General features: G+C 71.6%; 11 protein-coding genes. 8 read left to right on the forward strand and 3 right to left on the reverse strand.

The window, feature by feature from the left end; all coding sequences use genetic code 11:
- The first annotated feature begins 6 nt into the window (after positions 1-6).
- The 3 genes from T328_RS19560 to fbaA all read left to right on the forward strand — a co-directional run bounded on the left by T328_RS19560 (position 7) and on the right by fbaA (position 2,672).
- Positions 7-774, forward strand: coding sequence for an aldose epimerase family protein (locus T328_RS19560; protein WP_496497505.1), 768 nt, complete (start codon positions 7-9; stop codon positions 772-774).
- A 108-nt stretch (positions 775-882) separates the two neighbouring features.
- Entirely contained in the window at positions 883-1,467 is a 585-nt protein-coding gene (gene pyrE / locus T328_RS19565; protein ID WP_496497379.1) for an orotate phosphoribosyltransferase, read from the forward strand.
- Positions 1,468-1,649: 182 nt separating this feature from the next.
- Positions 1,650-2,672 (forward strand): class II fructose-bisphosphate aldolase, encoded by a 1,023-nt coding sequence (fbaA, locus tag T328_RS19570; protein ID WP_496497380.1) that lies wholly within the window; start codon positions 1,650-1,652, stop codon positions 2,670-2,672.
- Positions 2,673-2,957: 285 nt separating this feature from the next.
- Here the strand turns inward: fbaA and T328_RS19575 are convergent, their stop codons facing one another.
- Complete coding sequence (locus tag T328_RS19575; protein ID WP_496497381.1) at positions 2,958-3,362, reverse strand: hypothetical protein; 405 nt, start codon at positions 3,360-3,362, stop codon at positions 2,958-2,960.
- 273 nt (positions 3,363-3,635) lie between these two features.
- Here T328_RS19575 and T328_RS19580 point away from each other — a divergent pair, with 273 nt between their 5' ends.
- The 4 genes from T328_RS19580 to T328_RS19595 all read left to right on the forward strand — a co-directional run bounded on the left by T328_RS19580 (position 3,636) and on the right by T328_RS19595 (position 7,204).
- Positions 3,636-4,049 carry a DUF3151 domain-containing protein gene (locus T328_RS19580; RefSeq protein WP_496497382.1) on the forward strand — a complete coding sequence of 138 codons (414 nt, stop codon included), beginning with the start codon at positions 3,636-3,638 and terminating at the stop codon, positions 4,047-4,049.
- A gap of 180 nt (positions 4,050-4,229) precedes the next feature.
- Positions 4,230-5,099, forward strand: a complete 870-nt coding sequence (locus tag T328_RS19585) for a tryptophan 2,3-dioxygenase family protein (protein ID WP_496497383.1) — start codon at positions 4,230-4,232, stop codon at positions 5,097-5,099.
- Positions 5,092-6,474, forward strand: coding sequence for a kynureninase (gene kynU / locus T328_RS19590; RefSeq protein ID WP_496497384.1), 1,383 nt, complete (start codon positions 5,092-5,094; stop codon positions 6,472-6,474). Before T328_RS19585 ends, kynU begins: the two co-directional genes overlap by 8 nt.
- Positions 6,461-7,204 carry an alpha/beta fold hydrolase gene (locus tag T328_RS19595; protein WP_496497385.1) on the forward strand — a complete coding sequence of 248 codons (744 nt, stop codon included), beginning with the start codon at positions 6,461-6,463 and terminating at the stop codon, positions 7,202-7,204. Before kynU ends, T328_RS19595 begins: the two co-directional genes overlap by 14 nt.
- 59 nt (positions 7,205-7,263) lie before the next feature.
- Here T328_RS19595 and T328_RS19600 read toward each other — a convergent pair whose 3' ends face one another.
- Together T328_RS19600 and clpB are read right to left on the reverse strand one after the other, a co-directional pair.
- The gene (locus T328_RS19600; protein WP_496497386.1) at positions 7,264-7,818 is read right to left on the reverse strand and encodes a YbjN domain-containing protein; all 555 of its coding nucleotides are present in this window, start codon (positions 7,816-7,818) and stop codon (positions 7,264-7,266) included.
- 90 nt (positions 7,819-7,908) lie between these two features.
- Entirely contained in the window at positions 7,909-10,515 is a 2,607-nt protein-coding gene (gene clpB / locus T328_RS19605; protein WP_496497506.1) for an ATP-dependent chaperone ClpB, read from the reverse strand.
- Between the two features lie 877 nt (positions 10,516-11,392).
- Between clpB and T328_RS19610 the strand changes: the two genes are divergently transcribed.
- Positions 11,393-12,394 (forward strand): hypothetical protein, encoded by a 1,002-nt coding sequence (locus T328_RS19610; RefSeq protein WP_496497387.1) that lies wholly within the window; start codon positions 11,393-11,395, stop codon positions 12,392-12,394.
- Positions 12,395-12,396: the final 2 nt, after the last annotated feature.

Consider the following 12,396-nt stretch of genomic DNA (forward strand, 5'->3'; position numbering starts at 1 on the left):
TTGACGATGGACCCCCGCAACGGCTGCCGGATCGCGAGCCTCCGCGTCGCCGGCACCGAGCTGCTCCGGGCCGGCGACCACTACGGCTGCTTCCCCATGGTCCCGTTCTGCGGGCGACTGGAACTCGGTGAGTTCCGCAACGGCGGCGTCAAGCACCGGCTCCCCACCGACGCCCCGCCGCACGCCATCCACGGCACCGGCCGCGGCACCGCCTGGCGCACCCTGCGCGCCGCCAGCGCCGACGACAAGGCAGTCGCGGCGTTCTCGTACGACCTCGCCGACCCCTGGCCGTATCCGGGACGCGTGACCCAAGTGGTCGAGCTGGAGCCGGACAAGGTGACGCTCACGCTCGCCGTGGAGACCGCCGGCGACTCCTTCCCCGCGCAGGCCGGCTGGCACCCGTGGTTCGTACGGCACCTCTCCGGCGGCGAGACCGACGCCGGCGTACGCCTCGACTTCACCGCCGACTGGCAGGAGCAGCGCGGCGAGGACCACCTCCCCACCGGCAAGCGCATCGACCCGCAGCCCGGCCCGTGGGACGACTGCTTCGGCATGCCCGACGGCGTCGAGGTGACGCTGACCTGGCCGGGCGCGCTGGAGCTGACCGTCACCAGCCGCGCGGAGTGGGTCGTCGTCTACGACGAGCAGCCCGAGGCCGTCTGCGTCGAGCCGCAGTCCGGCCCGCCCAACGGGCTCAACACCCACCCCCGCCTCGTCACGCCCATCGAGCCGCTAGAGGTGTCGACCACCTGGGCCTGGCGGTCGCTCGACTGAGCGACGGCGCGGAGCCCGTCGCCGCACCCCGCGCGCCGGCACGTTCGCGCGCCCTGCCGGGCTCCCCCGATCTGGCCCGGCCCGCCCGCGCCGCATAGGCTCACCGCCATGAGCGACGCGCGTGCCGACCTGCTGGGTCAGATCAAGGACAAGGCCGTGGTGCACGGCAAAGTGACCCTCTCCTCCGGCATCGAGGCCGACTACTACCTCGACCTGCGCCGGATCACCCTCGACGGCAGCGCCGCGCCGCTCGTCGGCCGGGTCATGCTCGACCTCGCCGCCGGCTTCGCGTACGACGCGGTCGGCGGCCTCACCCTCGGCGCCGACCCCATCGCCGACGCCATGCTGCACGCCTCCGCCGCCTCTGCCGCCTCCGCCGCCTCCGCCGCCGCGGGCGACCGCGCCCGCCCGCTCGACGCCTTCGTCGTGCGCAAGGCGAGCAAGACGCACGGCATGCAACGCCGCATCGAGGGCCCGGACATCGCGGGCCGCCGGGTGCTGGTCGTCGAGGACACCTCGACGACGGGCGGGTCCGCGCTGACCGCCGTGGAGGCGGTGCGCGAGGCCGGCGCGGAGGTGGTCGCCGTCGCCACGATCGTGGACCGCGACACCGGCGCGGCGGAACGCGTACGGGACACCGCCGGCGTGCCGTATCTGTACGCGTACGGCCTCTCCGACCTGGGCCTCGGCTGACGCGTACGACAAGGTCCTGCCGGTCGGCGCGGGGTTGTCCACAGGTCGGGGAAGCGCGGGGCCACATCTGGGAGGATGGGGGCACCCCAGGGGCGCCACGGCAACGGAGCCGGCCGCACTCGTACACGCATGCAGATAACGCTGACAACGCAGACACCCGCACGTCTCCAAGGAGCGGACAGATGCCCATCGCAACCCCCGAGGTCTACAACGAGATGCTGGACCGGGCGAAGGCAGGCAAGTTCGCCTACCCGGCCATCAACGTCACCTCGTCGCAGACCCTGCACGCCGCGCTGCGCGGCTTCGCCGAGGCCGAGAGCGACGGCATCGTCCAGATCTCCACCGGCGGCGCCGAGTTCCTGGGCGGGCAGTACAGCAAGGACATGGTGACGGGCGCCGTCGCCCTCGCCGAGTACGCGGCGATCGTCGCCAAGAAGTACCCGGTCAACGTCGCCCTGCACACCGACCACTGCCCCAAGGACAAGCTCGACGGGTACGTGCGCCCGCTGCTCGCCGCCTCCGAGGAGCGCGTCGCCCGCGGGGAGGACCCGCTGTTCCAGTCGCACATGTGGGACGGCTCCGCCGAGACCCTCGCGGACAACCTGTCGATCGCGGCGGAGCTGCTGCCCCGCGCCGCCGCCGCGAAGATCATCCTTGAGGTCGAGATCACCCCGACCGGCGGCGAGGAGGACGGCGTCACCCACGAGATCAACGACGAGCTGTACACCACGGTCGACGACGCGCTGCGCACGGCCGAGGCGCTGGGCCTCGGCGAGCAGGGGCGCTACCTGCTGGCCGCCTCCTTCGGCAACGTCCACGGGGTCTACAAGCCGGGGAACGTCGTGCTCCGCCCCGAGCTGCTGAAGGACCTCCAGGAGGGCGTCGGCACGAAGTACGGCAAGCAGAGCCCGTTCGACTTCGTCTTCCACGGCGGCTCCGGCTCCACCGAGGAGGAGATCGCCACCGCCCTGGACAACGGCGTGGTCAAGATGAACATCGACACGGACACGCAGTACGCCTTCACCCGCCCCGTCGCGGCGCACATGTTCCAGAACTACGACGGCGTGCTGAAGGTCGACGGCGAGGTCGGCAACAAGAAGGCGTACGACCCGCGCGCCTGGGGCAAGCTCGCCGAGGCGTCGATGGCCGAGCGCGTACGCACCGCGTGCGAGCACCTGCGCTCGACGGGCACCAAGCTGAAGTAGCGGCCCCGCGGACACCGCCCCGGGCGGGCCGGCGGCCCCGGTCTTGATGTGGCCGGGTGCGGGGCCCGGTCGGGGGTGTCCGTGAGGCGCGGGGTGCGTGGGGTGTGCCGGGGTGACCTCCGCAGCGTCGTCGCGGGCCGAGCCGGACAGCGACATTCCGCGTCCACGGACGTACACATGGAAGAACTCGGCGTCAGTGTGTGCCCTGCGGGCACCGCCGACGCCGAGTTCTCCGTCCCACAGACCTTTCCCGAGCAAAGGCCTACGGCTGAACGTCCTCCGGACTCAGCCGAGAAGCCCCGGCACGTAGGCCACGTTCTCCGTCTCGGCGTCGGCGTCGGCCTCGTTCTCGTCGTTGCCGATGCCGCAGATGTTCTGGTTGGAGGTCGCGTCCGCGTTGCCGGAACCCAGGATCGGCACGGTGATGTCACCGATGTTGAGGAAGCCGTACTGGCGCCGGTCCACGCTGTTGTCGTTCTCCTGGTCGCACTTGATGTACGTGTTGATCTCGTCGCCGCCGTGCTTGCCCTTGGGCGTCGCGGTGCTCGTGGGGGCCGCCGTGTCGGTCGAGGTAACACCCTGCGGGGCCGGGGCCGCCGCGGTGTCGTCGGCCGAGGCAACACCGGCGCCGAACATGCTGATGCTGCCGAGCATCGCGCCCACAACCGCGGCCTGACGAAGCTTACGCATGCCATCCCTACTTTCTGTGTTTGGGTGCGAATGTGACTCATCACACCACTTGGTGACTTTCTATCCGTTTTCTGCAGCTACGTCATGAAGACACGCCACGCGTCGCCGAGTGCGTCGTCGAACTTCGTGCGACGGCGGCCGGCGGGCGAGCGGCCGGTGACATCGCATCGCCCGGGCGGGGCCGGCTCTCGGTGGTGAGGACGCGGCCGAGAACTTCCGTCCGTACCGACCGCGGCGGTCACCCCCTGCCGCGGTCGTGGCAGGCTGGAACCCATGGCGATTCACGAGAACCTCCTCGGAGGACCACCCCCCACCCACCTGCCCGAGGACCCCGGACCGCGCGACCTGCTCGCCAGCGGCGCCGCCCCGTCCGAGGTGGCGGCGAAGTTCCCGGCGTCCTCGCTGGCCTGGGCCCAGCTCGCGGACGACGCCTTCGAGGCCGGCCGCGCCATCGAGTCGTACGCGTACGCGCGCACCGGCTACCACCGGGGGCTGGACGCGCTGCGCCGCAACGGCTGGAAGGGCCAGGGCCCGGTGCCGTGGGAGCACGAGCCGAACCGCGGTTTCCTGCGCGCCCTCGCCGCTCTCGCCCGCGCCGCGCAGGCCATCGGCGAGACCGAGGAGCACGAGCGCTGCAGCACGTTCCTGCGCGACAGCTCCCCGACCGCCGCCGCAACACTCTCCTGACCGGCCGGCCCGGCCGGTCCGTCAGGACCGGCTGGTCTTGCCTCCCGCCGCCGCGCCGCGGATGATGGCGAAGTGGGTACGGCGCACCGGATGTGCCGCCGTACCCGAGGGGACCGGGGCCCTGTTGCCTGCAGGAAGGGGCGGACCGCTACCCGGTGGCTCTTGTGTGGGAGACAGCTCATGGACAGCCGTGCTCACGACCCCCTGCCCGCGGAGACCGGCGGGCACCAGCCCGACGGGCACCAGCCCCCGAACCTCGACTTCCGGGGCACCACTCCGTACGAGGACTACGTCCAGGCGGACGTCCTCACCCATCTGCAGCACCCGCTCTCGGACGACCCCGGTGAGCTGGTCTTCCTGGTGACCACGCAGGTCATGGAGCTGTGGTTCACCGTCATCGTGCACGAGTGGGAGACCGCGGCCGAGGCACTGCGCGGCGACGACCTGCCCGTCGCGCTGGCGGCGCTGCGGCGCAGCACGTACGAACTGCGCTCGCTGAACGCCTCCTGGGAGCCGCTCGCACGGCTCACGCCGCGGCAGTTCAACTCCTACCGCGCCGCCCTCGGCGAGGGCTCCGGCTTCCAGTCGGCGATGTACCGGCGGATGGAGTTCCTGCTCGGCGAGAAGTCCGCGTCGATGCTCGTGCCGCACCGCGGCGCCCCGCGGGTGCACGACGAGCTGGAGAAGCAGCTCGGCGAGCCCAGCCTCTACGACGAGGTGCTGCGCTACCTGGACGCCCAGGGCTACCGCCTGTCCGCCGCCGTCCTGGACCGCGACCCGGCGCGGCGGTACGAGCCGCACCCCGAGGTGGAGGCCGCGTGGGCGGCCGTCTACGCCGGGCCGCAGGACTCCGGGCTGATCAAGCTCGGCGAGGTGCTGACGGACGTCGCCGAGCTGGTGTGGCGCTGGCGCAACGACCACCTGGTGGCCACCCGCCGCGCGATGGGCGGGAAGGTCGGCACCGGCGGCTCGGCGGGGGTGTCGTGGCTGGAGAAGCGCGCGGCGAAGCAGGTTTTCCCCGAGCTGTGGACGGCGCGGAGCCATGTCTGAGGCATACGGGCCCGCGGCGGCCCCTCCGGGCGTACGGGGCGGCGGCGACGCCGGCAACGACGGCGGCGGCCCCGGCAACGACGGCGGCCACGGCTCCGGCGACCGTGCAGGTGCCGCGGCCGGGTTCGCGGCGCTGGCCGAGCGGGCGGCGGCGCTGGACCTGGCGGATCCGCTGCGGGCGAAGCGGACGGAGTTCGTACTCGACGACGCGGAGCCGTCCGGTCCGGCGTCCGCCGACCCGCCGCCCCGGCCGGTCGTGTACCTCGACGGCAACTCCCTCGGCGCCCTGCCCGCCGCCGTCCCCGGCCGGGTCGCGGACGTCGTGGCGCACGAGTGGGGGCGGCTGCGGATCCGGTCCTGGACGGAGTCCGGCTGGTGGACCGCGCCGGAGCGGATCGGCGACCGGATCGCGCCGCTGCTGGGCGCCGCCCCCGGGCAGGTGGTCGTCGGCGACTCCACCAGCGTCAACGTCCTCAAGGCCGTCGTCGCCGCGGTGCGCATCGCGCAGTCCGGCGCCGGGGCGGCCCGGGACGAGGTGCTGGTCGACGCGACGACGTTCCCCACCGACGGCTACGTCGCCGAGTCCGCCGCCCGGCTGACCGGCTGTGCGCTGCGCGCCGTCGAGCCGCACGAGGTCGCCGCCACCGCCGGGCCGCGGACCGCCGTCGCGCTGGTCAACCACGTCGACTACCGCACGGGCCGGCGCCACGACCTGCCCGGCACCACCGCCGCCCTGCACGCCGCGGGCGCGCTCGCCGTCTGGGACCTGTGCCACAGCGCCGGCGCCCTGCCCGTCGGGCTCGACGAGCACGGCGTGGACCTGGCGGTGGGGTGCACGTACAAGTTCCTGAACGGCGGCCCGGGCTCCCCCGCCTACCTCTACGTACGACGCGACCTGCAGCCCCGCTTCGACTCCCCGCTGCCCGGCTGGAACTCGCACGCCGACCCCTTCGCCATGTCCGCCCGCTACCGCCCGGCGGACGGCGCCGCGCGCGGGCGCGTCGGCACGCCGGACATCCTGTCGATGCTGGCGCTGGAGGCGGCGCTGGAGGTGTGGGACGGCGTGGCGATCGAGGCGGTGCGGGAGAAGAGCCTGGCGCTGTCGGATTTCTTCCTGGAGTGCGTCGCCGCCCTGCCGGGCGGGGCGGAGCTCACCCCGCTGACCCCGCTGCCGCACGCCGAGCGCGGCAGCCAGGTCGCGCTGCGGTGCGCGGACGCGGAGGCGGTGATGGGCGAGCTGATCGCGCGCGGGGTGGTCGGCGACTTCCGCACGCCGGATGTGCTCCGCTTCGGCGTGACGCCGCTGTATACCTCGTTCTCGGACGTATACCGGGCTGCCGGAGTGCTGGGAGAGGTGCTGGATGACCGCCGTTGACGAACGGGACGACGAGGCCCGCGCGCTGTTCGCCCTGGAACGGGCCGCGCCCACGCGCACGCTCGCGTACGGGGACCACCCGTCGCAGATCGTCGACCTGTACGGGGACGAGTCGGCGCGCCCGGTCGTGGCCCTGCTCCACGGCGGCTTCTGGCGGGAGCGCTACGACCGCACGTACCTGAGTCCGCTGGCGGCGGCGCTGGCGGCGGACCTGAACACGTGCGTGGCGCTGATCGAGTACCGCCGGGTGGGTGGTGGCGGCGGGTTCCCCGCGACGTTCGACGACCTGCCGCCCGCGCTCGCCGCGCTGCCCGGGGCCGGGCCCGTGGTGCTCGTCGGGCACTCCGCGGGTGCCCACCTCGCACTCTGGGCCGGCTCGCGGTGCCCCACCGCCGTCTCCCGCGTCGTCGGCATCGCCGCCGTCGCGGACCTGGCCCGCGCCCACGAACTGGACCTCAGCGACGGCGCCGTCGCCGGGCTCCTCGGCGGCGCCGAGCGCGTGGCGGAGCGGCTCGACGAGACGGACCCGATGCGGATGCCGGCCGTGGCGGCGCCGGTGGTGCTGCTCCACGGCGCCGCCGACGCCGACGTGCCGGTCGAGCTGTCCCGCCGCTACGCCCGCGCCGTAGGGGCGCAGCTGCGGGAGCTGCCCGGCACCGGCCACTACGCGCCCGTCACCCCGGGCACCCCGGCGTACGAGGCGCTGCTCGCCGCACTGGCAGGGATCTGACCGGCCCCGGACCGCGCCGATCCGGGGCCGCCGGTCCGGGGCCGCCGCCCGACGCGCTCTCAGCTCTCCTGCGGCCCGTCCTCGCCCTCACCGTCGTCCGGCTTCTCGCCGTCCACCTCCTGCTGCAGCCCGAGCGTCTCCACGAGCCACTTGTCGAACTCGATCGACGCCCGCACCCAGCTGACGGTGCTCGACACGAAGTGCTCCAGCGCCACGCCCGTGCCGATCAGCATCTGCGCCTCGCCGATCAGCCGGACGGAGCCGTCGTCGTGCGTGTGCGTGTAGACCTTCGGCCACAGCGTGCGGCGGTTCCAGTCGTCGATGGCCTCCAGCAGGTCCGGCTTGTCGTCCAGCTCGTGCTGCCGGTCGTAGAAGGTACGCACCGAGTAGAGCTGCTGATCTCCCTCACCCCGGAACATGAAGTACGTACGGAACTGCTCCCACGGCGCCGCGAGGTCCCCCTCCTCGTCGACGACGTACTTCAGCTCCATCTGGTCCAGGAGCTGCTTGACCAGGTCCTGGTCAGGCACGATGGGCCCCTGCGGGCCGCCGCTGCCGCGGGGTTCGGGCTGCTGGCCCCCGAAGTTCGGAATCGAGGACGGGTCGATGCTCACGTGGGGTTTCCCTTCGAACGGTTCCCGCCCATCCTCCCCCACCGGGGGCCCGTGCCCGCAACCCGGCGACGACACCCTGTGGATAACCCACTACTGCGCCGCGCCCACGAGCAGCTGGTCCCCGAACACCTCCACCCGCACCGTGTCCCCGTCCCGCACCTCGCCCGCCAGGATCTCCTTCGCGAGCTGGTCGCCGATCGCCGTCTGCACCAGCCGCCGCAGGGGCCTCGCCCCGTAGCTGAGGTCGGGCTCCGGCTCGCCCTCCGGCACGCCGAGGCGCGCGAGCCACGCCAGCGCCGCGTCGCTGACCTCCAGCGTGAGCCGGCGCTCGGCGAGTCGCTCCTGCAGATGGGCGATCTGGATGCCGGCGATGCGCTTGAGCTGGTCGCCGCCGAGGGCGTTGAAGACGACGAGGTCGTCGAGCCGGTTGAGGAACTCGGGCCGGAAGACCTTCCGCACCGTCTCCAGCACCCCCTCCCGCTTCTGCTCGTCCTTGATCATCGGGTCGACGAGGAAGGTGGAGCCGAGGTTGGAGGTGAGGATGAGGATGGTGTTGCGGAAGTCGACGGTGCGGCCCTGGCCGTCCGTCAGCCGGCCGTCGTCCAGGACCTGCAGCAGGATGTCGAAGACCTCGCTGTGCGCCTTTTCCATCTCGTCCAGCAGGATCACCGAGTACGGGCGCCGCCGCACGGCCTCGGTGAGCTGGCCGCCCTCCTCGTACCCGACGTAGCCGGGCGGGGCGCCGACCAGGCGGGAGACCGAGTGCTTCTCGCCGTACTCGCTCATGTCGATACGGACCATGGCCCGCTCGTCGTCGAAGAGGAAGTCGGCCAGCGCCTTGGCCAGCTCGGTCTTGCCGACACCCGTGGGGCCGAGGAAGAGGAACGAGCCCGTCGGCCGGTCGGGGTCGGCGATGCCGGCGCGGGTGCGGCGTACGGCGTCGGAGACGGCCCGTACGGCCTCGTCCTGGCCGATGAGACGCCGGCCCAGCTCCTCCTCCATGCGCAGCAGCTTCTGCGTCTCGCCCTCCAGCAGCCGGCCGGCGGGGATGCCGGTCCAGGAGGAGATGACGTCGGCGATGTCGTCGGAGCCGACCTCCTCCTTGACCATCGTGTCCCGCTTGACCTCCTCCTCGGCGGCGGACGCCTCCTCCAGCTCGCGCTCCAGGGCGGGCAGTTCGCCGTAGAGGAGCTTGGAGGCGGTGTCGAAGTCGCCGTCGCGCTGCGCGCGCTCGGCGGTGCCGCGCAGCTCGTCCAGCCGCTCCTTCAGCTCGCCGACCCGGTTGAGGCCCTGCTTCTCCTTCTCCCAGCGGGCGGTGAGGCCGCGCAGCTCCTCCTCCTTGTCCGCGAGGTCGCGCTGCAGCCGCTCCAGACGCTCGCGGGAGGCGACGTCGGACTCGTTCTTCAGCGCCAGCTCCTCCATGCGGAGGCGGTCGACGGCGCGCTGCAGTTCGTCGATCTCAGTAGGAGAGGAGTCGATCTCCATACGGAGCCGGGAGGCGGCCTCGTCGACGAGGTCGATGGCCTTGTCGGGGAGGAAGCGGGAGGTGATGTACCGGTCGGAGAGGGTGGCGGCGCCGACGAGCGCGGAGTCGGCGATGACGACCTTGTGGTGTGCCTCGTAGCGCCCCTTGAGGCCGCGGAGGATGGCGATGGTGTCCTCGACGGTGGGCTCGGCGACCAGCACCTGCTGGAAGCGGCGCTCCAGGGCGGCGTCCTTCTCGATCCGCTCCCGGTACTCGTCGAGGGTCGTGGCGCCGACCATGCGCAGCTCGCCGCGGGCGAGCATGGGCTTGAGCATGTTGCCGGCGTCCATGGCGGACTCGCCGCCCGCGCCGGCGCCGACGACGGTGTGCAGCTCGTCGATGAAGGTGATGACCTGACCTTCGCTCTCCCGGATCTCGGCGAGCACGGTCTTCAGCCGCTCCTCGAACTCGCCGCGGTACTTCGCCCCGGCCACCATGGCACCGAGGTCGAGCGCGACGAGCCGCTTGTTCTTCAGGCTCTCCGGTACGTCACCCTTCACGATCCGCTGCGCGAGCCCCTCGACGACGGCGGTCTTGCCGACGCCGGGCTCGCCGATGAGCACGGGGTTGTTCTTCGTACGCCGGGAGAGCACCTGCACGACGCGCCGGATCTCCTGGTCCCGCCCGATGACCGGGTCCAGCTTCCCGTCGCGCGCGGCGGCGGTGAGGTCGGTGCCGAACTTGCCGAGCGCCTGGTAGGTGCTCTCCGGGTTCCTGGTGGTCACCCGCCGGTCGCCGCGGATCTTCTCGAATGCCTGGACGAGGGCCTTGGCGCTCGCGCCCTGCTTCTTCAGCAGCTCCTTGGCCGGCCCGCCCTCGGCGGCGACCGCGATGAGCAGGTGCTCCGTCGACACGTACTGATCGCCGAGCTTCTTCGCCCGATCGGCGGCGTCCCGGACGACGGCCAGCAGCTCCCGGTCGGCCCGCGGCGGCGACACGGTGGCCCCCTGCACGCTGGGCAGCCCGCCGAGCAGCGCCTCGGCCTCGGACCGTATGGCGGCCTGGTCGGCGTCGACGGCGGCGAGCAGGTCCTGGAGGTTCTCGTTGTCCTCCACTTCCAGCAGCGCGAGCAGCAGGTGTGCGGGGGTGATGTCCGGATGCCCGCCGGACACCGCGCGGCTGTTGGCGCCGGCGATCGCTTCCTGGCTCTTGTTGGTCAGCTCCGCGTCCACTGCTGTGTGCCCCTCCTCGCCGGGGTGCCGGTCTTCGGTACGCCTCAACGCACACCGAGCGTGCGCTCGGCGTGCCTGAAGCTACGTAAGCTAAGTTGAGTCTAGTCCACTCAACCCAGCACCGGCCACCGACGCCCGCGACCCGCCCGCAGGCCCCTGAACGCACCCGTCCGCCCATCATGCGCGTCCGGACACGCAAAAGCGGTGCCATCGCGGGGTTGCGTCCGCGATGGCACCGCTGGTGTGCCCTCGGGCGATCTGGACACGGGGGATACCGCCCGATCAGGCACAGTGGGGGGTGATGCTCTCGCTATTTGGTACGCCTTCGGCTGCTACGGATACGTGATCCTCTTCGCCAAGATTGACGAAGATCACGCCGCAGCGCACCACGCAGCGTACATACCGCCCTGGCCTCCGGCGGAAGGCCCGGACGCTCCCACCCCGGTCACGGAGGATGGTGATCGGCTCACCCAGCAGGGCTACCGTCATCCTGTCCCCGGGTTGGGGAACCGCCGTAGCGAGATCGATGGAGAGCCATTGGTTCTCCATCTTTCGGCGGTCGTCTGAAGTCATCCCTTCACCTATGTCTAAGTCATTTACGTCCAAACAGGATCCTGTTGGACAAAGACTGTTGCGGCCTCATCGGATATGCCGTCCCAATGAGGGTCGCTGTCTACGGCGCCCTGCTGAAAGCCGACCGCGCCACCGATCGCAACCGCTGCGACCACGGCGACAGCCCACGTAACCAGCTTCTTTCCCATGGGGAGTCCCGGCCTCATCTCTGCTTCCCTCTGAAGAAGGTGCCCTACCAACAGGTCAGACACCACCTCCGCACTGCATCATGTTCCTGAATCACATCTTCCTGTGGGACGGATAAATGGTGAGAAAGAGTGACCAACCTGGGCATTCGCACGGATACGCAGATCTGTGCGAGACAGGCGCGGAGCTGTACGTCCGGGCCCTGCGTGCCGGGCGCGTCTCCCGGGCAGAGGTCGACGACGCACCGTGCCTGATCGACCTGACACTTCTCCACCCCGACCTGGACGATCCCCAGTGGCTGCGCCCCGTCCCCCCCTCCACCGTGCTGGCGCAGCTCGAACACCCCATTGAGCGGGAGATCCTCGAGCGCCGGGAGCAGACTCTGGCGCTTTCGGAGGCATTCGCTCCGTTCCTGGAGATAAGCGAGCAGCGCCCCCCGGCCACCGGCGCGATGACCGAACTGCACGGGGTGAGCAACATCGACGCGACGATCGTCCAGGCGACGGCCGGATGCGAGAAGGAGCTGCTCACCGTACAACCCGGGGGCGGCCGCACTCCGGAGGTGCTGAGCACCGCGATAGCCCGAGTCCGTCCGCTGGTGGAGCGCGGGGTGCGGGTGCGCAGCCTGTACCAGCACACGGCTCGGCACAGCTACGGCCTCCTCGCGTACCAGGAACGCATCGGCGAGGAACACATGGAGCTGCGCACCCTCGAAGAACTCGTCGACCGGTTGATCATCATCGACAGGAAGGTGGCGTTCATTCCCGCGCAGCGGGAGCGCCCGGTGATGTACAACCGTCACGTCGCGCTGGAGATCCGCATCCCCGGCCTGGTCGAGTATCTCGCGGGCGTCTTCGACCGCCTCTGGCAGAGCGCCACCCCGCTCGATGAGGAGGTGCACTACAGGCCCCCGGAGCAGGACGGGATCACGGGCGTGCAGCGCAGCATCGCCAAGCTCCTCGTCGAGGGTCACGTAGACGAGGTCATCGCCGACCGGCTCGGCATGAACGTACGCACCTGCCGCGCCCACATCGCCAAGCTCGCCACCGTCCTGGGCAGCAACGGCCGGGCCCAACTCGGCTACCTCATCGCCCGCTCGGACATCCTCGACCGGGACTGATC

The sequence above is a fragment of the Streptomyces sp. CNX435 genome (genome assembly GCF_059570575.1).

What these genes read in the sequence shown, in the direction of transcription:
- T328_RS19585 (WP_496497383.1), top strand. Translation starts at nt 4,230, where the DNA reads ATGGACAGCCGTGCTCACGACCCCCTGCCCGCGGAGACCGGCGGGCAC.
- T328_RS19610 (WP_496497387.1), top strand. Translation starts at nt 11,393, where the DNA reads ATGGTGAGAAAGAGTGACCAACCTGGGCATTCGCACGGATACGCAGAT.
- pyrE (WP_496497379.1), top strand. Translation starts at nt 883, where the DNA reads ATGAGCGACGCGCGTGCCGACCTGCTGGGTCAGATCAAGGACAAGGCC.
- T328_RS19595 (WP_496497385.1), top strand. Translation starts at nt 6,461, where the DNA reads ATGACCGCCGTTGACGAACGGGACGACGAGGCCCGCGCGCTGTTCGCC.
- T328_RS19580 (WP_496497382.1), top strand. Translation starts at nt 3,636, where the DNA reads ATGGCGATTCACGAGAACCTCCTCGGAGGACCACCCCCCACCCACCTG.
- kynU (WP_496497384.1), top strand. Translation starts at nt 5,092, where the DNA reads ATGTCTGAGGCATACGGGCCCGCGGCGGCCCCTCCGGGCGTACGGGGC.
- T328_RS19560 (WP_496497505.1), top strand. Translation starts at nt 7, where the DNA reads ATGGACCCCCGCAACGGCTGCCGGATCGCGAGCCTCCGCGTCGCCGGC.
- T328_RS19575 (WP_496497381.1), bottom strand. Translation starts at nt 3,362, where the DNA reads ATGCGTAAGCTTCGTCAGGCCGCGGTTGTGGGCGCGATGCTCGGCAGC.
- fbaA (WP_496497380.1), top strand. Translation starts at nt 1,650, where the DNA reads ATGCCCATCGCAACCCCCGAGGTCTACAACGAGATGCTGGACCGGGCG.